20 protein-coding genes are annotated in these 21,910 nt (G+C 43.4%); 18 read left to right on the forward strand and 2 right to left on the reverse strand.

Annotation, left to right across the window (positions count from 1 at the left end):
* The first annotated feature begins 127 nt into the window (after positions 1 to 127).
* The 10 genes from leuA (at position 128) to AC2CG4_RS15705 (ending at position 11,897) form a co-directional block, all read left to right on the forward strand.
* The gene (leuA, locus tag AC2CG4_RS15660) at positions 128 to 1,795 is read left to right on the forward strand and encodes a 2-isopropylmalate synthase (RefSeq protein WP_484487160.1); all 1,668 of its coding nucleotides are present in this window, start codon (positions 128 to 130) and stop codon (positions 1,793 to 1,795) included.
* Between the two features lie 197 nt (positions 1,796 to 1,992).
* Positions 1,993 to 3,189, forward strand: coding sequence for an AAA family ATPase (locus AC2CG4_RS15665; protein WP_484487161.1), 1,197 nt, complete (start codon positions 1,993 to 1,995; stop codon positions 3,187 to 3,189).
* A gap of 15 nt (positions 3,190 to 3,204) precedes the next feature.
* Entirely contained in the window at positions 3,205 to 3,717 is a 513-nt protein-coding gene (locus AC2CG4_RS15670) for a hypothetical protein (RefSeq protein ID WP_484487162.1), read from the forward strand.
* Between the two features lie 200 nt (positions 3,718 to 3,917).
* Complete coding sequence (locus AC2CG4_RS15675) at positions 3,918 to 4,469, forward strand: hypothetical protein (protein WP_484487163.1); 552 nt, start codon at positions 3,918 to 3,920, stop codon at positions 4,467 to 4,469.
* A 319-nt stretch (positions 4,470 to 4,788) separates the two neighbouring features.
* Positions 4,789 to 6,039 carry an ABC transporter permease gene (locus tag AC2CG4_RS15680; RefSeq protein WP_484487164.1) on the forward strand — a complete coding sequence of 417 codons (1,251 nt, stop codon included), beginning with the start codon at positions 4,789 to 4,791 and terminating at the stop codon, positions 6,037 to 6,039.
* Positions 6,039 to 7,304 carry an ABC transporter permease gene (locus AC2CG4_RS15685; protein WP_484487165.1) on the forward strand — a complete coding sequence of 422 codons (1,266 nt, stop codon included), beginning with the start codon at positions 6,039 to 6,041 and terminating at the stop codon, positions 7,302 to 7,304. The genes AC2CG4_RS15680 and AC2CG4_RS15685 overlap by 1 nt, the downstream gene beginning before the upstream one ends.
* Before the next feature lie 224 nt (positions 7,305 to 7,528).
* A complete protein-coding gene (locus AC2CG4_RS15690) occupies positions 7,529 to 8,257 on the forward strand; it encodes an ABC transporter ATP-binding protein (RefSeq protein ID WP_484487166.1) in 729 nt (242 codons plus the stop codon).
* A 5-nt stretch (positions 8,258 to 8,262) separates the two neighbouring features.
* A complete protein-coding gene (locus tag AC2CG4_RS15695; protein ID WP_484487167.1) occupies positions 8,263 to 9,501 on the forward strand; it encodes an ABC transporter permease in 1,239 nt (412 codons plus the stop codon).
* An 11-nt stretch (positions 9,502 to 9,512) separates the two neighbouring features.
* Positions 9,513 to 10,778, forward strand: coding sequence for an ABC transporter permease (locus AC2CG4_RS15700; protein ID WP_484487168.1), 1,266 nt, complete (start codon positions 9,513 to 9,515; stop codon positions 10,776 to 10,778).
* 45 nt (positions 10,779 to 10,823) lie between these two features.
* Complete coding sequence (locus AC2CG4_RS15705) at positions 10,824 to 11,897, forward strand: efflux RND transporter periplasmic adaptor subunit (protein ID WP_484487169.1); 1,074 nt, start codon at positions 10,824 to 10,826, stop codon at positions 11,895 to 11,897.
* 67 nt (positions 11,898 to 11,964) lie between these two features.
* Here the strand turns inward: AC2CG4_RS15705 and AC2CG4_RS15710 are convergent, their stop codons facing one another.
* The gene (locus AC2CG4_RS15710) at positions 11,965 to 12,726 is read right to left on the reverse strand and encodes a hypothetical protein (RefSeq protein WP_484487170.1); all 762 of its coding nucleotides are present in this window, start codon (positions 12,724 to 12,726) and stop codon (positions 11,965 to 11,967) included.
* A 246-nt stretch (positions 12,727 to 12,972) separates the two neighbouring features.
* Between AC2CG4_RS15710 and AC2CG4_RS15715 the strand changes: the two genes are divergently transcribed.
* The 6 genes from AC2CG4_RS15715 to AC2CG4_RS15740 all read left to right on the forward strand — a co-directional run bounded on the left by AC2CG4_RS15715 (position 12,973) and on the right by AC2CG4_RS15740 (position 18,003).
* Entirely contained in the window at positions 12,973 to 14,364 is a 1,392-nt protein-coding gene (locus tag AC2CG4_RS15715) for a hypothetical protein (protein ID WP_484487171.1), read from the forward strand.
* Complete coding sequence (locus AC2CG4_RS15720) at positions 14,361 to 14,894, forward strand: hypothetical protein (protein ID WP_484487172.1); 534 nt, start codon at positions 14,361 to 14,363, stop codon at positions 14,892 to 14,894. Before AC2CG4_RS15715 ends, AC2CG4_RS15720 begins: the two co-directional genes overlap by 4 nt.
* Positions 14,895 to 14,912: 18 nt before the next feature.
* Entirely contained in the window at positions 14,913 to 15,191 is a 279-nt protein-coding gene (locus AC2CG4_RS15725; RefSeq protein WP_484487173.1) for a hypothetical protein, read from the forward strand.
* 66 nt (positions 15,192 to 15,257) lie between these two features.
* Positions 15,258 to 16,430 carry a hypothetical protein gene (locus AC2CG4_RS15730; RefSeq protein WP_484487174.1) on the forward strand — a complete coding sequence of 391 codons (1,173 nt, stop codon included), beginning with the start codon at positions 15,258 to 15,260 and terminating at the stop codon, positions 16,428 to 16,430.
* A 28-nt stretch (positions 16,431 to 16,458) separates the two neighbouring features.
* Positions 16,459 to 16,752, forward strand: coding sequence for a hypothetical protein (locus AC2CG4_RS15735; protein ID WP_484487175.1), 294 nt, complete (start codon positions 16,459 to 16,461; stop codon positions 16,750 to 16,752).
* 483 nt (positions 16,753 to 17,235) lie between these two features.
* On the forward strand, positions 17,236 to 18,003 hold the full coding sequence (locus AC2CG4_RS15740) for a hypothetical protein (protein ID WP_484487176.1): 768 nt from the start codon (positions 17,236 to 17,238) through the stop codon (positions 18,001 to 18,003).
* Positions 18,004 to 18,232: 229 nt separating this feature from the next.
* Here the strand turns inward: AC2CG4_RS15740 and AC2CG4_RS15745 are convergent, their stop codons facing one another.
* Complete coding sequence (locus tag AC2CG4_RS15745; RefSeq protein WP_484487177.1) at positions 18,233 to 20,305, reverse strand: beta-propeller domain-containing protein; 2,073 nt, start codon at positions 20,303 to 20,305, stop codon at positions 18,233 to 18,235.
* Positions 20,306 to 20,527: 222 nt separating this feature from the next.
* On the opposite strand from AC2CG4_RS15745, the gene AC2CG4_RS15750 reads away from it, so the two are divergent.
* Both AC2CG4_RS15750 and AC2CG4_RS15755 read left to right on the forward strand, forming a co-directional pair.
* The gene (locus AC2CG4_RS15750) at positions 20,528 to 21,439 is read left to right on the forward strand and encodes a MipA/OmpV family protein (protein ID WP_484487178.1); all 912 of its coding nucleotides are present in this window, start codon (positions 20,528 to 20,530) and stop codon (positions 21,437 to 21,439) included.
* Positions 21,417 to 21,884 (forward strand): DUF3019 domain-containing protein, encoded by a 468-nt coding sequence (locus AC2CG4_RS15755; RefSeq protein WP_484487179.1) that lies wholly within the window; start codon positions 21,417 to 21,419, stop codon positions 21,882 to 21,884. Before AC2CG4_RS15750 ends, AC2CG4_RS15755 begins: the two co-directional genes overlap by 23 nt.
* The last annotated feature ends 26 nt before the right edge of the window (positions 21,885 to 21,910 follow it).

Raw genomic sequence — 21,910 nt, forward strand, 5'->3', positions numbered from 1 at the left:
TTATCAACCAAAACCACAAGAACTACTACAGCTCATGGGAACCTCTGGGTGATTGTTTACCCAGCGGATGATTCAGAGGTTCTCCATACTTCTTTTGTAATTTAGACACAATATTTCGGAGTCGATCATGCTTGCCAATCCATCCAGTAAATACCAGCGTTTTGTCGGCGTGTCCTTGCCCGACCGTCAATGGCCCAACAACCATATTGAAAAACCGCCGATCTGGATGAGCACTGACCTGCGCGATGGCAATCAGGCACTGATTGACCCTATGTCGGTTGCCACCAAAATGCGCATGTTCAAAGAGTTGGTGGCGATTGGTTTTAAAGAAATCGAAATTGGTTTCCCTTCCGCGAGTGAAATTGATTACAACTTCACTCGCCAATTGATCGAAGAAAATTTAATTCCCGACGATGTGACCATCGAAGTCTTGGTGCAAGCGCGCTACGACTTGATTGAAAAAACTGTGCAGAGTTTGCGCGGTGCCAAGCGTGCGATCTTGCACATGTACAATCCACTGGCGCCAGCGTTCCGCAAAATTGTGTACAACACCGATGAAGCCGGGGTAAAAAATATTGCGATCCAAGGCACCAAATGGTGCAAAGAATTAACTGCAACTGCGCCGGAAGTGGATTGGACTTTCCAATATTCCCCCGAAGTGTTTTCTTCTACCGAAATTGAATTAGTAAAAGACGTGTGCGATGCGGTGGTGGATATTTGGAGTCCATCGCCACAAAAGAAATTGATTTTGAATTTGCCCGCTACGGTGGAGATGAACACACCCAACACCTATGCGGATCAAATCGAGTGGATTCATCGCAATATCAATCGCCGCGATTCCATCATCATCAGCGTGCATCCGCACAATGATCGCGGAACTGCCGTTGCCGCAGCAGAGTTAGCAGTAATGGCCGGTGCCGATCGCATTGAAGGTTGTTTGTTTGGCAATGGCGAGCGCACCGGTAATGTGTGTTTGGTGACCTTGGCAATGAACTTGTATTCGCAAGGTGTTCACCCGGGTTTGGATTTTTCTGATATCGACCGCATACGCAAATTGCATGAAGAGTGCACCCAGTTGCCCGTGCACCCACGGCACCCTTATGCCGGTGAATTAGTTTTTACCGCGTTTTCCGGTTCCCATCAGGATGCGATCAAAAAAGGTTTTGCGGTACAGAAAAAAGATGCCCTGTGGGAAGTGCCTTATTTGCCCATAGACCCAGCGGATTTAAATCGCAGTTACGATGCGGTGGTGCGGGTAAATGCCCAATCCGGTAAAGGCGGTGTGAGTTTCTTGTTGCAGCAGGAAGCCGGTTTGCAATTGCCCCGTCGTCTGCAAATTGAATTCAGCGGTGTGGTGCAAAAAGTCAGTGATAGCACCGGCAAAGAAGTGAAAGCCAATGACATTGCCCGCATTTTTAACGATGAATATTTTGCGGTGAATTCACCCATTACCTATCAGTCCAGCAAATTCACTGAGCAAGATGATACCCATCAAGTGGATATAGTGATTCACGCGCAACATCAGGATAAAACCGTGCAAATCAGCGGCAGCGGCAACGGCCCTATAGATGCTGCGGCTCACGCGATCAGCCAGTTTATCGATGGCGAAGTGAGTGTAATTGACTACCACGAACACTCTGTGGGCGAAGGCTCGGATGTGGCTGCAGTAACTTATGTTGAAATCAAAGTGAAAAACGGCAAACCGGTGTACGGTGTGGGGCAAGACCGCAACATCATTACCTCAGCGGTGAAAGCATTGATTAATGGTGTGAATCGCAGTGGGGCGGTTAGCTAACTCCTGAATTAGAAAGCAAGTAAGCCGTTTCATAAAAAAGCGCAGCCTCTGCTTAGAGGCTGCGCTTTTTTATGCAATTAGGTTTTATGGAAAGATTGTAGATATAGAGTAGCAGCCCACAGTATCTTTAATTAAACTTGTAAAAAGTCATAATCTAACCAATAATCAACATAAATTTGTTGATTATTGGTTAGATTATGTTGATTTCGTTGCGTGTTTCCAACTTTTTCTCTTTCGCAGAAGAATCATTGCTCAGTTTTGAGATGGGTAAAAAACCATCAATTTCGGCTTTTGACATTGCCTTGTCATCAGATCGCCGCCTTAATAAGGTTATTGCGGTTGTAGGCTCTAATGGTTCTGGTAAAACACAGTTAATCAAGCCGTTGGCCTTTTTAAGTTGGTTTATTGGCGATTCATTTTTAGGTATAGAGCCTGACGCTAAAATACCTTTTAAACCACATGCACTAATGTCTGATCAAAATACTCGTTTTGAATTGGTATTTCGGATTAAAGATGATGAGTTTAAATATGTGTTAGAGGCGAATCGCAACTATGTTGTCCATGAGTCTTTGTATAAAAAAAACACACAATACTTTAGTTATTTATTTGTGCGCGATCTTATTTTGAATAATGAAAAAGCAACTTATGAGTATAAGCAACAAAATTTTCCGTTTAAAAAGACACAAGCCAAAGGTATTCGCGGTAACGCATCCATTATTTCAGCTGCCAATAGTTATGATGTCCTTGAGGCGCGACAGTTTATTGAGTATTTCTCAAAGTATTCGCATAACATAAATGTCACAGGTCGGCAGCATTTTAATAACTCTGATTTATTGAACAGCGCGGAATTTTTTTATAAAAGTAAAAACTATCTATCACAATTGGAAAGTTTGCTATGTGAATTTGATATTGGCCTTAATTCAGTAACTATTAATGAAATAGAAACCAAAGATAGTGATGGAGCTGATGCAAAATTTTATTTGCCTTTTGGTGTGCATAAAGCAGGTGAAAAAAGTTTTGAATTGCCCCTTTTTGAAGAGTCTAGTGGTATTCAATCGGCCTTTGTTCTAATGCATAGAATTTTGCCGGCATTGGAAAATGGCGGTATTGCTGTTATTGACGAGATAGACAATGATCTACATCCGCACTTATTGCCTTACATTGTCGATCTGTTTAAGTTTGAGCATAGTAATCCTAAGAATGCGCAGCTTGTATTTACTTGTCATACACCTGAAATTTTAAATTTGCTCAATAAACATCAAGTTTATTTAGTTGAGAAGAAAAATCAACGCAGTGAGTCTTGGCGTTTGGATGATGTAATTGGCTTACGTGCTGATGATAATCTGTATGCAAAATATATGGCTGGTGCGTTAAGTGCCGTCCCTAACATCTAGTTAAGAGACGGTAAAATGAAAAAAACGCGGAGAATTAAACTCGCTACTTTACTAATTGTTGGTGAAGGCGTTCATGAAAAAGCTTTTCTTCAGCAAATGAAATTTTTATATGATGGGGAAAATAATCAGGCTGTTAAAATTGACGCAGCGAGTGGAGGCTCACCAATAGAAATAATAGATGAGACGATACGAAAATATAATCACGCTGATTATTCTCGTAAGGCAATTTTATTAGATGAAGATGTAGCCATTCGCCAGCAGGATAGAGATAAAGCTAGAAAGAATAAAATAGAGCTAATTGTTTCAACTCCTATATGTTTGGAAGGGATGTTACTTGATGTTTTAGGGTATAAAGTGTCTGAACACGCATCAGCCGCGGATTGTAAAAGGCGTTTACATCAACTGTTATCAGGTGAGCCAACCAAACCAAAGAGCTACGAAAAACTTTTTACAAAAGAAGTTCTTGATTCAGTAAATAAAGAGCAACTTATTAGATTAAGGCATCTAATAAGTAACATTCATAACTAATCAATTCAAGGAGTTTTCGTCTGGATGTTGATTCAGCAAAACTCAAAAAATTTACCGATGCAATTCGAGCTTCCACACGGGTAAAAAATTCGGTGAAAGAAAAATCCGATGCGGAATTGTTGGATCACTTAATCGGTGTATTGGTTTCAAGATACAATTAGTGCCTCAATACTTGACCACAAACCTCGAAAGGAATTTTGATGAAAGCATTACCTCTGGTTATTTTTCCATTGCTCTTAAGCCTTCCTCTTCACGCGCAAGAAAATCAACAAAACACCTCTCGTGGATCGGTCGGTATTGGTGGCGGCATGCTTTACGGATTTGATGCGGGGTTGCGCGCGGATTACCGGGTAGCAGAGCAGGTTACCGCGAATATTGGTATGGGTTTTAATAATTCAACGCCTACGGTGGGGATGCAATTTCACATACGTCCACAGCACAAGTTCTGGCAGCCACGTGTAGGATTGCATTACGGTATTGTCGATTCATTGGATGTATCTTTACCGGTAAGCGGCTCTAGCAATACTTACTATCAAAAAACTTATCAATTTAAAGATCTTATGTTTGAGGCGGGGCAAAGTTTTAATCTTGGTACAGCGCGTCGTCACGGGCTGGATCTAACCTTTACCCTGCGTTTGGGCGGTGATCAGAAAAAGAAAAAACGTAAAGAGTTGGGCTTGGGTGAAGGATGGTTCGATAATCTCGGTCAGACGATTAATTCGTTTAATCTTGGGTATAGATACAATTATTGATTTTGAATTGATTGTCACTGACTGAATCCAACTGCTCTTTCTATACGTCTTACAATTCGAGTAAAGCAAATCCCCATATCCCCCAACCTGGGAATTTGCTTATCTCTCTGCAAATTAACTTATCAGAGCGCAGCACCTTTAGGCTGATCAGTTATTTTACCTCCGGTGCGTGCTGGTGTCGGAGGGATTTTTTCCATTGCGGCTATTCCTGTGCTATTTTACGTGCCTAAAAATAATTCCTTGAAGTGAATCTGATAGGGAGGTAGGTGCGTCAAAGCACTTATCCAGCGTTATTGCTACATATGATTAGGAAATCATTATGGATAGCCTGCAAGAAATCCTCTTTACTTTGCGCCAAAACAAATTGCGCACTGGGTTAACCGCCTTTGGTGTGTTCTGGGGTATTTTGATGTTGATCCTGCTGCTCGGTGCCGGGCGGGGGATGGAAAAAGCCTTTTTGGAAGGCAATTTCAATGACACCGAAGACTCCATGTGGATCCAACCCTACATTACCTCTATTCCCTACAAGGGCTTTTCTGTCGGGCGACGAATCAACTTTACCGAGGAAGATATGCTGGCAATCCGCCAGAATATTCCCGGTGTGCGTTTTCTCTCCAGTGAAAATCCCCTCGGCAACTTTATCAACTCCGATATTTTGGTAAATAACGGCACTCGCTCCGGCGTATTTCAAGTGCTGGGTGTGGCCGATCAATATTTTCATATCAAAGAGAAAGTCGAATTTAACAATGGTCGCCGGTTAAATTATTTTGATAAAGAAGATAGCCGCAAAGTCTGCGTGATTGGTACTCGGGTGCAGGAACGATTATTTTCTGCAAACGAAGACCCTCTCGGCAAAGACATTCAAGTCAATGGCGTTATCTTTAAAGTCGTGGGAGTTTTTTACGATAAGGGCAACCAAGGGCGTATGTCGGAACGTGTGTATATGCCGGTGAGTGCGTTTAAAAAAACCTTTGGTGGTGGCACCAGTCTTGATCTACTGGCCGTGCGCCCTAAAGCCGGTGTTGATGGTATTGCCCTGGAAGATGAAATTGTCAATTTTCTAAAAGAACGGCATCACATAGCGCCTAGCGATAATCGCGCAATTTGGGTGATGAATTACTCGCGGGTTACCAAAAATATAAAAGAAACATTTGAAGGTTTGAATCTATTTATCTGGTTAGTCGGCATAGGCACTTTGCTCGCTGGCATTGTCGGTGTGAGTAATATCATGATTATCACTGTGCGCGAGCGCACCCGCGAAATTGGTATCCGCAAAGCCTTGGGCGCAAATCCTTTATCCATTGTTGGCAGTCTTTTATGTGAATCTATTTTAGTGACCAGTGTTGCGGGTTATACCGGGTTGATTACCGGTGTCGCGCTGCTGGAAGCTGTTGCCGCGATTTTAGAAAAATTGGACATTCAATTGCCTTTCTTTCAACAGCCTGAAATTGATTTAAGCATTGCCTTGGGTGCGCTGTTGTTGTTGGTTATTGCAGGAGTATTAGCCGGTTTAATGCCCGCACTGCGCGCCGCGCGCATTATGCCTATTGAAGCGATGAGAGCCGAATAATGTTTGCCACATGGATTGATTGGGACAAATGGCAAGAAATTATTGCCGCATTAAAAAAACAAAAAGTGCGCACCGCGTTAACTGCTTTTGGGGTTTTCTGGGGCATTTTTATGCTGGTAATCATGTTGGGTTTTGGCCAAGGTTATAGCAACAATGTGGATGCTTTGTTTGGCGATCGCAAAAATGTGGTGTATTTATGGTCTTCAAATGTCACCCAGCTAGAGTACAAGGGTTTGCCCAAAGGTCGACAGATTCGTCTTACCCAAGCCGACATTGATGCGATCCAGCAAAAATTTCCAAATTTAAATATCGTTGACGGCATAAATTATATGCGCGGCTCGCAATACGTGGTAAATGAAAAAAATAGTGGTTCCTTTCGGGTAACGGGGACCCACGGCGGTTGGGCTGGATTAAATACTAATCGAGTTGTGGAAGGCCGCTATATCAACCAGCTGGATGAAGAAGAATTCAGGAAAGTGGCGGTGATCGGCACCCGGGTTCGTCCAATCCTGTTTAAAGATGAAACTGACGTGATCGGAAAGTTTATAAAAATTCAGGGCATCAGCTTTAAAGTGGTAGGAATTTATGAGTCCAGCGAACCGGATAGCGGTAACCAAAATCAAAGCATCAGCGTGTTTCTGCCTAACGCAACCCTGCGCAAAACTTTTAATCAAATGGACAGATTTAATGAATTATTAATCCAACCCGGTGCTGACCAAAATACCCTGGAGCTGGAAAAAGAAATTAAAAAAATTATCCATGAGCGCCAGAAAATCCACCCCGATGATCAGGGTGTATTGAATACCTACAACAGTGAACAAGAGTATTTGCAAAATAAAAATCTGGTTAACGGCATTATCGGTTTTAGTTGGATGGTAGCCATAGGCACCATCATCGCCGGGGTAATTGGCGTGGGGAATATCATGCTGATTGTAGTCAAAGAGCGCACCCGCGAAATCGGTTTGCGCAAAGCGCTGGGCGCAACTCCAACCAATATCAGCCTAATGATTATGCATGAATCGCTGGTAATTACGCTGGTCGCGGGTTACACCGGTTTGGTGGCTGGTGTTGCGGTACTTGAATTGGTCAAATCGGTGTTAATCAATATGGGTAAGGGCAATGGCATGTTCTCTTCACCCTTTATCGATATAGGAACTGCATTTTCCGCGTTGGTAATCTTGGTGGTGATAGGCGCACTCGCGGCACTTTTGCCCGCGCTGAAAGCCGCATCGGTTAATCCGATTACTGCGCTGCAAGATGAATAACAAGAAACTGAACCGGGTGAATAAATTTTTTCTCCCGAGTGAATCCAAATACAGCCAATACACATCCAATAGATCAATACAGGCAATTGTAATAAATCGGCGGTACTGACACTTGTCATTAGAGTGTTAAGCCAAGGTAAATAAACCGGACATTTATGCCAAAGCCTTTAAGCTGTAAACGGTTTAAACCGGCACCACAGCAGCATAGCTAATAGGACGCTACCATGATCAAACTGCATAACATTCACAAGTACTATCACTCGGGTGAACAGCCACTGCATGTATTAAAAGGCATTGACCTGCATATCCGCGAAGGCGAATTGGTGTCGATCATGGGTTCTTCCGGTTCGGGCAAATCGACCTTGCTCAATATTCTCGGCATTCTGGATACCCACGACCAAGGTGATTATTTTCTCGCTGGGCGCGAAGTCAAAAATCTGAAAGAAAAAACCGCCGCGAAGATGCGCAATGAATTATTGGGTTTTGTGTTTCAGTCATTCAATTTATTACCGTTTAAAAATGCCACCGAAAATGTCGCGCTGCCACTGTATTACCAAGGTGTTGGCCGCAAAGAGCGCAATTATCGCGCCGATCAATATTTGGAAATGGTGGGGCTGAGCAGCCGCGCCAAACATATGCCCAACGAATTATCGGGCGGACAAAAACAGCGCGTGGCAATTGCCCGTGCGCTAGTGACTAAACCCAAAGTGATTCTCGCCGACGAACCCACCGGCGCACTCGATAGCCAAACCACACAAGAAGTGATGGCGCTAATCAAAGAAGTGCATCAGCTGGGCAATACGATTGTGATAGTCACCCACGAACAGGATATTGCCGATCAAACCCAGCGCCAGATTATTTTGAAAGATGGTCTTATTATTTCCGGTCAGCAGCACCATTCAAATCACATGGATGAAATTGCCGATCAAGATGAAGAAGAAATTCTGGGTTAATAGTTATGATCGATAGCCTGCAAGAAATTCTTTACACCCTGCGCCAAAATAAATTGCGCACTGCCTTGACTGCCTTTGGCGTCTTCTGGGGTATTTTCATGTTGATTCTGCTGCTCGGTGCTGGGCGCGGAATGCAAAATGGCGTGTATGAAGATTTTGGTTCAGATGTATTGGATTTTATTGTGGCCTATACCGGTACTACGTCTGTTGCCTACAAAGGCATGGGGTTGGGGCGGCAAATTCAATTAACACTGGATGATGTAGACGCGATTAAGCAACAAATTCCCGGTGTACGTTTTATTGCCGCGGAAAATCAGCGCAATGGTATATCCCTTATCTATGAACAAAAAAATGCAAATTTCGCCGTGCTGGGTGTGCCGGATGAATACTTTGATGTGAAGGAAAGTATTCCGTTTAATCTGGGGCGAAAAATGAATCTGTTGGATGAGCGAGAGCTGCGCAAAATCACTGTGATTGGCTCAGTAGTTGCGGAGCGTTTATTTGGCAAGGATGTAAATCCCGTCAATAAAGATATTCGTGTAAACGGTGTGATGATGAAAGTGGTCGGTGTGTTTTACGACAAAGGCAATCGCGGGCGAGACTCCGAGCGCATCTATATTCCCCAGCCCACTTTTCAAAAAATGTTTGGTGAGAGTAACCGCATAGGTTCCATTTGGCTGCGCCCCGAATTGGGTATGGATGGTTTTGAACTAGAGAAAAAAGTGATCGATTTGCTGCAGCGCCGCCATTCGGTTTCGCCGGAAGATAAACGCGCAATTCGTTCATTTAATATGGCTGAACCTGCGAAAATGGTAAACGGATTATTCTTTGGTATTAACGCCATTATCTGGTTTGTCGGTTTGGGTACCTTAATGGCGGGCATTGTCGGGGTGAGCAATATCATGATCATCACCGTAAAAGAGCGCACGCGGGAAATTGGCATTCGCAAAGCTCTGGGTGCAACACCATTCAGTATTGTCAGCACACTTTTGTTTGAATCGATTTTAGTTACCGGTATTGCTGGTTATGCCGGGTTGGTCATGGGTGTCGGCCTCATTGAATTGATTGCCTTTGCAATAAACTCGGTGGGAGCCCAATTACCCTATTTTAAAAATCCGGAAATTAATTTTCAGGTAGCGATCACCGCCATTATTTTATTGGTAGCGATTGGCGCTCTGGCAGGTTTAATGCCCGCATTACGCGCCGCGAAAATTATGCCCATTGAAGCCATGCGCGCCGATTAAAGGAGCTACCGATGATCATCGATACGGAAAAGTGGCAAGAGATTTTCAAAACCCTTGGCCAGCACAAACTACGCTCTTCGTTAACTGCCTTCGGTGTTTTCTGGGGCATTTTTATGCTCACCCTATTGCTCGGTGCGGGTAAGGGTTTGGAAAACGGTGTGAATGAAGGCTTTCCACGTGTGCCGAATATTGTTTGGGTCTGGGTGCAAGGCAATACCCAAATGCCCTACCAAGGTATGCCAATCGGCCGTCAAATTGGGCTTAAGCCGGAAGACGTAGCCGCAATTGAAAAAAATGTCGCCAGTGTGGGTTTTGTGCGCGGCCAAAATTCCGTAGGTATTTGGAGCGGTACACCACCCTATACAGTACACAAAGATAAAAACGGAACTTTCTATATAGAAGGTACGCATGCGCATATGGATAACATTCATTCTTTGCGTATGAAAGAAGGCCGTTACTTTAATGAGTTGGATGATTTGGAAAAACGCAAAACGGTGATTATAGGCACCCGTGTTCGCAGCCAATTATTTGCTGAAGGTGAAAGTCCGCTCGGAAAAAACATCACCATTAATGGCATCAGTTTTACCGTTATTGGGGTATTTGAATCCACTGCAAACGGTAACCAGCAGCAAGAAGAGGAAAAAATCTATCTGCCCAATGAAACACTGCGTTATGCGTTTAACCAGGTTGGAAATATTGGCAGTTTTGTCATTCAACCCAAACCCGGTATTCATGCGCGAGTCGCAGAAGAGGATGTCAAAAAATATCTCAAGGAGCTGAAAAAAGTAAACCCGGATGATGTGGGAGTCTTTGGCAGTTTTAATTTGCAAAACGAGTTCGACAAAGTCGAGGGTCTATTCACCGGTATTGCGGTATTTAGTTGGGTGGTGGCGATTGGCACTATCATGGCCGGTGCCATCGGGGTGGGCAATATTATGTTGATTGTAGTGAAAGAGCGCACCCGCGAAATTGGTTTGCGTAAAGCCTTGGGCGCAACGCCAAACTCAATTGTCGGCATGATCGTGCAGGAATCGATTTTTATTACTACTGTTGCTGGCTATATGGGTTTGGTAATAGGCGTATTAATTTTGGAAGGCGTAGGAAAACTATTGGAAGCCGGCGGTGGCAAAGCGGGTTTTTTTGGCAAACCAGAAGTGGATTTTGCAACTGCATTTGCCGCTTTATTGGTATTGGTGATCTCGGGTCTACTCGCGTCACTTATGCCAGCGGCCAAAGCAGCGGGCGTGAATCCAATCGTTGCGCTGCAAGATGAGTAATTGTTTTTAACACATTTTAATATCAGCAATCACAAGAAGGACACCATGAAAAAGTTTATCTGGTACGCAGTGTTAGGTTTGATCGCCGTAGTATTTATTGGTACGGCAGTATTTTTGTATAACAAGTCGCAGGAAAAGCCCGTGAACTATACCTCCGACGAGGTATTTAAAACCACGATTGTGAAAAAGACAGTGGCAGTGGGCAAAGTAATTCCGCGCCGCGAAGTGGAAATCAAATCGCAAGTATCTGGCGTGGTAGAAAAGCTTTATGTGATGGCCGGGCAGAATGTAAATAAGGGCGATATTATTGCCAAGATCACTCTGGCACCCAATATGGTGATGCTCAACCAAGCAGAGTCACAATTGGAATCGGCGAAAATCAATTTTGAAAATGCCACGGTTGAATTTGAGCGGCAGAAAAAATTGTTCGCCGACAAATTAATCTCCGAATCGGAATACAATAAATTTTTATTGAACTACGAGTTGCAAAAAGAAGCAGTGGCCTCGGCCGAAAATAATTTGCTGTTGATGAAATCCGGCGCTACCAAAAAATCAGACAAAGTATCCAATATGATTCCGGCCACAGTGACCGGCATGATTTTGGATCTTCCGTTTAAAGAAGGTGCATTTATTGTCGAAACCAGTTCCTTTGGTTCAGGCACCACAGTGGCAACTTTGGCCGATATGACCGATATGATTTTTGAAGGCATGGTGGATGAGTCTGAAGTCGGCAAAATTCGCGAGGGCATGGAGTTGGAGTTAGATGTAGGCGCGTTAGAAGGCGAACCCTTTACCGCAATCCTTGAATATATTTCACCTAAAGGTGTAACTGACCAAGGCACAATTAAATTCCAGATTCGCGCTGCAGTAAAACTCAGCGACAAATTATTCCTGCGCTCCAACTACAGCGCTAATGCAGACATAGTGCTGGAAAAAAAGGAAAACGTAGTCGCTATCAATGAAGGCAACTTGATTATCGAAGAAAAAGCGCAATTTGTTGAAATCGAAACCGGCCCACAAAAATTCGACAAGCGCGAAGTTAAAACCGGCATTTCCGACGGCATCAATATTGAAATCGTAGAAGGTTTGAAAGAAGGCGATAAGATTAAGCATCGCTAATACACATTGATCAATGTTAAAAAAAGAGCCGCGATTGCGGCTCTTTTAGTTTTACCCGGACGAAAAATTACTTCTTAGTTGCAACCACTTCCAAATCCATATAATAAATTGTCGTAGTGCCTTCAAAACCTGAATCAGTACCTACTAATAACCACAGGCTACCTTGATCGTCCGTTATAGTTGAATAAGCGCCTTTTTCTGTCATCACCGATTTTTTTAAGTAAGTTGTCACAACATCGGTGGTACTGCATTCCTGGCTATTAGCAAAATCACCGGCAATAATTGCATCGCTACCGCCGGCTGCCTGGTTGCCTTTGTCCCAATTCAACAATAAAAACCCTGTGCCATCATCAACGGCTTTGGGTTCATTTTTTGTCGCACCCACTTTAATCCACACACTATTGCCCGGCGAGCCGCCTATGCCGACGCAGTTGTTTTGCGCATTAGTTCCGAAGGTCACTTTAAAACGCAAATCGTAGCGAGTGTTAGGCTCAAGTCCATCGACCTTTTTGGTGACAAACATAAACAGGTCGTCGCTGTGATTATTGCCAGTCACCTTATAGCCTTTGCGCTGAGTATTTAACGCAGCGGGCAAATTGCTGTGGCTGGAGCCCAATTCATAAAATGTTTCCTCACCGGCAGGATAATCAGCAAAACCGGTTTTCCAGCCGGCAATGCTATCGTTGAAATCAATATGTAACACCTTGGTATTGGGGTCTGGTTTTATATCGTCGTTATCACTACCACAGGCGCTGAGTAACCCGAGTAGCGGCAAAATAAACAGGGATTTTTTAAGTAATTTTTTGGTCAACGCAGAAGGGATTTGCATTTTGGGGCTCCAGTTAATGTCGCTCAAATTGAGTGGATCACACTGAATCGATTGTGGGTGCTTGCGCAGGGCGAATCTGTGGCGGATATGTAGCAAGACGTTAAAAAATGTAATAGCAATCTATTTTCTGGGCAATCCATCACACACCTTGGCTTGACCATGCGGCCTGCAACCCATTAACGTGCACGCGCTGTTTTGCAGATAACAAAGATTTGTTCATCCCATTGAACACAAAGGACTGTTCCTATGTTTTCTATTTTAGAAATTAAATCCCGTTACGACCTCACCTGGGAAGATCTCCCTTATATCGAATCTCCCGTATTTGCCCACGAGCACGCCATAAAAGCCATTCAGGGACGCGACCCGTTCGCGCCGCCCATACAAAACCTGGAAGACTTCCGCCGCGCCGAAGTCCCGCACTACGATCCGCTTTTTAATCACGACTATGTAGAAAATCATCTGCGTCGTCTGTTTTTTGAAGGCCAATATTTCTCCGTCTCCCGCCCCAAAATTCCCTTCGCCCCCATTTTCAAATGGAACCCGTTAGCAGAACACCCCGACGGCGGCGAGTGGATCGCCAACCCGTTTAATTACAGCGAACACTGCACAAAAACACTAGAAGAATATGCGAAGCAACTAGGCGCACAAAAACGCAGGATGATGGCGGAGCAGGCGGAAGCAGAAGCAGAGCCGACAGCTATATCGCAACCTTCAGCCTCACGTGAAAAAGCAGAAAAAAATATCTCTGCACCCAAGCAGCCTGAACGTCCAGTAAATCCAGAGTTGGAAGCCCGCGCAATTGAACTTATTGCAATTGGTAAACAAATTAGAAGTGAGGGATTTTTCCCGACATCGGATGAAGAAATTCACCAGAGAGTAAAAACCGACGACTTGGGCAATTCCCGTTACTTGGTTAGCATTCAAAAAGGTAAAAAAGCAGATGAACCGATTGGCTTCCGTAGAAAAGATACAGGTAGAACCACTATGTGGACGACTACCTATGACATGATAAAAAAAGGTGATTTATCCGCACCATTATTAATGGCGCTATTAGGCTCTGACTATGACCCAACTGCTGAATATACAATGTATATTTTTGATCAAGGTGAAAACTTTGAACAAGATGGTGCCCTCACATTTTCACCTACTTGGGAAAATATGAAAAAGTTTTGTCCAGAAGAATTACATATGGACGACCCAGAAGATCCTATCCACGACAAAGCCTTGCTTACTTCAGTAATGAATCCAGAAACTCAAGCCAAATATCAACAGACGATGGAATCTTTTTGGAAGGATACTGAAGGCACTGGAAAACAGGAATATAGAGAAGAAGATATTAACGAATATCTAGCAACAACAGGTTTCTCAGTAGAGGAGAGATCAGAGTTTCGAGCACGTCATCTATTCCGAACACAAATAGGTGCTAATGCGTATTTTCAAGGTAATGGCGCGACAGAATTTACTTTGAATGAAAAAAATAGAACAGCTATAGCAGGTGACGGTATCAGTATCAAAGGAACACCAGGAAAATCAGGTGTACCAGAAATGCTAACGATTGAAAAAGACCCGCCATCTATTGGAGAGCTTGAACAACAAGGTGTGCTGAAAGCCATTCCATTGAAAAGGAGTAATGTATGAATACAGTAGTGCCGCGGAAACAACAAGGTTTAATAGATTACAAAGATCTCCCTAAAGCTTGTGTATATATCGGTAGACTACCAAGTCCTTTTTCAAATGCCGACAAAAATTATGAAGTTATTGAAGACTTCTTTATTGATAACGGATATCTAATCGATAGAAAAGAAGCTAGAAAAAATGGTGTTGTTGATAGCATGCCAGAACAATTTGAAATGCCGTTAGCAGGCATTAGTTGGATGATTAATGCTATAGAACAGGGTTTTGAAACTCCTCCGTCAGCAGGTGGGCTTGAAAAAAACAAATTACATACTGATACCAAACTAAACGGAGAAAGATTACGACTCATGTATGGCGTATGTGTTGGCGGTGAAGGCGTTGGTGGCTATACGATAAAAAATACAAGTAGATCCAGTTACATCTTGCCTGAAGCATCCCAACAATTTTCAATGACTGTGGATATTTGGAACCAAGTAGGAAGACAATTTTTTAAGAATATTTTAAAGCGCATTAATAGTGGTGAGTTTAATTAAATCGCTAAGGATTGAGTGATGGACTACGAGGAACTTTATACAGCAGCAAATAATGTCATTTTTGCAATTGATAATAACCCTCCAGAATACGCTTCAAAAATCGTGTTGATTTCGATTAAAAATCAAATGCAATTTATACGTGATCATGCACCAGCAGGTAATGATCCGGCCAAAGAATTGCCGCTTGGTAAAGCATTCAACTACGGCATTCTATCCTCGCGTGAATTTGCTAGCCCAGAAGAGATGATTTTGAAAGGATTGATAGATGAGGTTTCAAGAATAACGGACGATGAATAAAAATATGTTAATACTGACACAGTGAATTGAATCCATTTTCTATGGAATAGAGAACTATTTAAAAAGATGAAACCAATTACCCAACATAAGGATTATCTTCTTGCATGGGAGGATGTTAGCAACAAATTTTTCTTGCTATGCAATACCACGTATGAAAATCAACCTGAAACGTTTTGTATTCAACTGCCTATTCATATTCGTGACCAATACATTAGAGAAGGACATATTAATCTAATGCGCTGGATTAAGCGTATTGACGAAGACTATCAAGTAGGGCGATTCTCTGAATCAAATCCTCGGTTGATGTTCCAATATGTAGTAGCAACAGCTGAACAAAAAAATGAAGTGCTAAATTGCTTTGAAAATAACATTAGCTTGATGGATCAAGAAATCTTCCGTTTGTTCCATTTGATGAGTGACGTAAATAAAAAAATATATTATGAAGTAGCGCAAGGTAAAAACATACCTATAGAAATATTTTGTTTAGCATTTAGATTTTTCCATGATAATAATCCATTAGTGAACAAAGCTGGAATGCAGTTACTTCCTTCAGCAAGTGGAGAATCAGGATTAAAAGTTTTAGAAAAAAATCCTGTGTATGGATGTCGTGATGCAGGTGCAATGTTATTGGGTTCTTTCACTAGGCAAGCAGGAAAAGTTGTTAATCTAAAATTCTTAGAAGAAATAGTTGAGCAACCAAATTTTTGTTACGTGAGGCAACGGCTGTTAAAATATATCGAACAATCAGCCCAATATAATTACATTGCAATCAGCGCTCCTAAAGGTGGCTACAGCCAATTGATAGCTGATTTTGAAAATGAATTTCCTAAATGGCCTAACTTTTCCGTAAATGAAATTAACTACGTGCCAGATTGGATTTTTTTGGAAGACGAACTGACTTGGAAGCATGATTGTGTAATTTGTCTACAAGAGCAATTTGTAAATCAAAGTATCAGTGTGTCATGGGATATGGCAATCCAAGTGCTTTCTCTATTGCATGGGTTTGATAGTGATTTTCATAGTTATTCTATTGGGCAGGCTAAGAAGCTTTGTAATGCTGATTTTAAAGATTTTACAAAAGAAACCGTCCCTAAACCGATATTTCCAGCAGCGGGAAATGAAGAGTTTATTGTTGGAGTCTGGCAAACGTATTTACGTCTATTTGACCAAAAGGAATATTCGAGAGACACGCTGAAAATAGTATTAGATAATTTCGTATTGAATTGGAATCACACTTAACGGCCATCAAAATGAAGGAGTATATTAGATGTATGAAGTACCAGAATGGATGATGAATAACTTTACTTCTTGGTTGTCTGAGTTCGATAATGATTCACCTTATCAGATAAGGAATTTAGAAATTAGTTTTGAAGAGGCAAAAGCTAGATATAGTAATACTCTTCGAAAAGTCTGTGATGCCAACGTAATAGAATTTGCTGATCTACTTCCAATATGTGATTTGGCTGGCCTTATTTGTAGCCGGGTTCAGAATAGTCATTATCCACCGTGTGATGTATGCCAAACTCTTTATCAAGAATACAAAAATAGAACGAATCAATGAACTTAACCCTCCCAGCACCTCAGTGTTCGGAGGGTTTATTTTTTGGCTCTGCTTTACCGCCCAATAACCAACAAGTGATTCAGTGCTTTTGCAGCTCAGCCCGTAATAAACTGTAATTCCGATTGGCGGTATTTAGTGAGATAGTCTTTAATTGGTTTTTCGTTGTTGATGGCTGCTTTGATTTAAGGCTGTAGGCCAGTATATTGGGAGGGCGCGAGTAGCCTGAGTTTAGGAGCTGCAAATTACTTAAGGGCAGTAACGTGTCCAAAGTAGCAGTTGAGCCTTTAAGTTGAGTTGGCGGTATATTTCCAAATATATTGAACCGTATATCTAAAAATTAACTTTTGCTTCAATCGAACTTATGTATGGTTAGGATAGTTTTGGTAAATAAAGTAAACGGTTCCGTAAATACATGCTTAGGCAATCGAAGAAGCTGTTGGCAAACTTATTCGTCTAGTTTAAACACCTTACAGGTAGGTAAAAATGATAAAGACAATTATACATCGAGTAGTTCTAATTGTACTTGCTCTGGCTCTAGCCGCGTGCTCTACAGAATTGAGATCGACGCGATTAGGTCAGGCGGTCGAACCAGAAATAATTCCTGGAAAAGTTTTTGCACCAAGAAAATCGAAAGCTAACGTTGGCGACGTTATGCTTAGCGCTGGAGAATATTCAAAAGAAGCTTCGATCTCTAAAATTGAAGCGTTTCGCGTCGAGCAAAAATCCATAACAACTGTAAAACACAAAATGAAAAAATTTTCATTTTCTATTCCTGCCGGTGACTATCGTTTACGAAGCAGAGGTAACGGAGGAAGTTACTATTCAGCGCCGGAGCCACAAATGTTATCTGGTTTAAATGGAACAAGCACAGGATATGGCGGTTTATTTGTACCAAATGGATCATCAAAAGCAACAGAATTTTATTGGAGCTGGAGTTTTAATGGAGGGGGTGTTTATCAAGCAAAATTGACATCACCTATTAGCGGAAGCATTGGAGAGTCAATTATTTACCTAAAAGATCAGGAAAGTTCTGGGCCACGAGCCACGTTAACGTACGCTGGTGTGGCAGCAGGTCAAATCCGTTTCGTATACAAGGAGTTTACTGCGGACGGATTGGCTCGGCCCGCTTTCACTCAAGAAGTAAGTCTAGACTACAAGCCAGGAAGTACATACGCATACAAAGATGCACAATTTATAGTTGAAAAAGCTGACTTAACACACATTAGCTTTACGTTACTTCGTCCTTTATAAGAGGCATAAATTTTCTAACAAGCAACTGTGAAAAAAGCTTCTTTCAATTGGCAACTATAACAATAAAGAGAATATTTTTGCTGAGTTGTCGCGAGCCTCCGGTTCTGGCCGATTTGCGAAATTAGACAACTTGCCATTTAAAGCGTTCGCCACAATCCTTTAGTTCATAAAAAAGCCCAGCCGTTAAAAACCAGCTGGGCTTTTTGCTATCTGCCTACTAAAAACTAATCTACTTTTTCCAAGGCCCCGCAATTACTTTAGCGCCATGCACATAAAATAATGCATCGCCGTGGAGTATGCCGCGGTCGTTGCCGCTCCAGAGTGGATATTCCTGGTTGTCACTGCTTTCGGAAATTACCGAGCCTATATGATCGAGTGATAATTTATCGCTGGCAAGGCCGTTTACTTCAAATTGGTAGAGGCTGTTGTTTACCCAGCGGCTGGAGACGAACTCTTCGCCTTTTACTTCTTCATACAAAGTCACTGGCAAGGTAATGCGCAGTTGATCGTCGCCTGCATTTAAGAAGGAGAGGGCGCGGTGGTCGTAGAGGGCTTCGCTCCAGCTGTAGGCGCTGCCAAAAACATGTTTGCTAATTTCGCTAGGCGCTGCGGGATTGCGAATGTCGTAGAGTGAAACTTTTACACCGGTGGCGAAGCCGTCGCTGTTGGTTTCATTGCCGAGGGCAAATAAATAATTGTCGCCAATCGGATGCAAATAAGTAGAGAAGCCGGGTACTTCTAATTGGCCTGCGATTTTTGGATCTAACGGATTGGCGAGATCAATTACGTAGAGCGGATCTTTGCGCTCGAAAGTCACTACATAAGCTTTGGCGCCATTAAAGCGCACACCAAAAATATCTTCGCGTGGTTTGCCAATGGTTTCCGGATGAGTTTTATTTGGTAATTGCGCAACCACTTCCAATTCGCTGCGTCCAGTGACCTTTTTCAAGATATTTAATTGATGTACTGGCTCACCGGTTTCACCGTAATTGGTGGTGACCATGCGCAATACACCTTTGTGCTCATCCATGCGGAACGATGGCGAGCCCCAACCCAATACACCTTCTACAGAACCCGTTGCAGAGTAATCGACACCATTAGCGTCTAGAGCAAAACGATGCACTACGCTAAAACTTTGCCAACTTTCCCAGCGGCTGTAATCGGAACCGACTAGGTAAATACTCTCAGTGGATGCGTAAACGGTTTCCACATTGCTATTCACACAGACGGATTCAATTAATTGTTGCGAGCTTAAATTAATGGCGGTGATATTAATCAAGCTTAAGTGACCGTCAGTCTTTTTGGTGCTCGCGGGAATCATGCAACCATTGGCACTGTTAAGCGCTTGCGGACTGCCGCCGTTGATGGAATATTCCGGCAATAATTTTTCAACTTGGGTAGTGGCGATTAATTTTTCGTTGGCGATTTTTGCATCTTTCGTTTCGGCGGCGTAATCCAGCGTGGGAATACTGGGCACAAAACTGCTGATGACATACAGCGTGTTGCCAATTTTACGGGTGCTAAGTAAATCGCCATCAATCGCAAGCGACCAGGTTTTTGCTGGCGTTGCGGGAGTGCGCACATCGAACAAAGTTATTTCAATGCCGTTGTCCATTTGATAGGGCCAGATCATAGCGCTGCGCGCTGCATCGGCTTCGTCAACCATCAAGGGTTTACCATCGCTGCTAACATCGGTAACGACTTTTTCATTGAAGGCGATAAAATCCCAGGAGCGACGAATGGTGGCTACACCAGTAGTACCTTGCGCGCTATCAACTAAATACATTTCCGACACACCGCCCCAATGTGTTGTATCGAGCGGTGTATTGCTGACTTCGCTAACACTGGCGTTGGCTGGATTGGTAGCGAGAATCTTTAAGCTGGCGGTTGCACCTGTGTCGGTATATTCAGCGGGTGTGGCGAGATAAATATAACGGCCGTCATACTTTACGCTGTCGGCTTCATCGACATTGGCGACTTGAACATTGGTTCCTGAAAACGTGTTGCCGGAAAAATCCCCGCCGCTTTTGCTATCACTCGCATTAGTGACCGCAGTTTCGCGAATCATCATGCCGTAACTTTGATTTTGCGCCAGCGACACACGCAGACCGTTTTTCACCAGCTCCGACAACTCACTGGCCGATGCCTGACGCAATGGGCCGGGTTCGAGCTTGCTGGCAGAGAGCGCGGAATAATCAGTATTGATTTCTGGTTTGGGGTCGACCCCTGCCTGATTGGAACTGCCGCCGCCGCAGGCAGCCAGCGGAAGACTGAGCAAAGCGATTTTGACCAAAGGTTTCATACAGCAACTCCTTAACAGTAAATTTATGATTTTTGTGGTGAGCCTAAGCTTGCTGGTATCCTAAGTCGGCTTGTAGAGGGAATCTGTAATGGATGTGAACGAATATGTAATAAATTGTAATAGGCCAGTTTCCGTCATCCAGGTCTACAATTCATTACAGCACTCACCACTAAAGTGATTTATAAATAACATTGTGTTTATTAACCTATTCAATACATACCTATGACCTTGTTCCAATACCCGTTTCGCACACTTGCTGCCGCACTTGTCTCTGCCCTATTTGTTGGCAGTGCGCTCGCCTGTGAGCCGGAGGCGGACGACTGTGTTGAAATCGGTAAATGGGAATTAAGCCTGGGTATTGGCGCCGGGGTGCGTACCAATCCGCTGGAAGCCACGCCGGATATTCCGCTGGTGTTAATTCCGCAAGTGAACTACAACGGCGAACGTTTTTTTATCCAGAATCTGGATTTCGGTTTTATCCTCTGGGAAAACGACACGCAACAATTCAATTTGTTTGCCACACCCAGCTACGATCAGGTGTTTTTTCATCGCTGGAATCCGAGCAATTTTTTTATCGATTCAAACGGCTTTGCCACCGCGGGCAGAGGTGGTGAGGATGAAGATCTCCCGCTGATTAATACCGGTGGCGATAAAGAATTGATCGCGCCAGGTTTTAAAGATGTGCAAGCGCGCAAGTTGCGCAATCGCCGCATGGCGGGGTTAGCGGGTTTTGAATACAGCCTGACCACTGCGCTGGCGGATGTGCAATTGCAATACGTGACGGATTTTACCGGCATTCACGACGGCGATGAGGTGCGCCTCGCGCTCGCTAAACATTGGGCGAGTGGGCGCCATAATGTTTCCACTTCCGTCGGCGTGGTTTGGCAGAGCAGTGAAGTCGTCAATTATTACTACGGTGTCACCGAGCCCGAAGCCGATCTGCGCGGCACCTACAGTGCAGATGCAGCCCTTTCGCCGGTTGCGCGTTTGGATTGGAATTATCAACTGACCGAACGCTGGGATTTGCGTTTCTTGGCCAACTATCGCCAGTTACCCGATGAAATCTCAGCAAGTCCACTAATAAATGACAATAAAGTGATCACTGTTTTCATTGGGGGGGTGTACCATTTTTGATGGGAACCTGCTGAGCGCACGCGCATTAACATCGTTTGCGGCGTTTCTATTTCTTGCAGCATGGCTGCCGGGAAGCTATGCGTTCGCCGATGATTTATCAAACGCGAGTTCGTCCGCTTTGCCGCTGATTCAGTTTTCCATTAAGCCGCGCCTGTGTGTATTAAATGCGGGCGAAGAAGTGTGCCGCGATGAGTTGGAAGTAAAATGGTTAGCGGCGCAGGCGCGCTCGCTGTGTTTATATCAAACCGATAAACCCGAACCACTGCGTTGTTGGGAAAATGCGATTGAAGGTGAATATCAATTTGAACTGACGGCGAGTGTGAGTACCGATTTCCAACTGCGTGAATTAGACAGCGATACCTCGTTGAGCGACCAGCGCTTTCAAGTGGTGTACAACGAAAAAAAATACCGCAAAGCGCGGCGCAATCCTTGGAGTTTTTTTTAATCTTCTGATGGGATCTTTACAGAGAA

This window comes from Cellvibrio sp. ATLC23, from assembly GCF_057196725.1.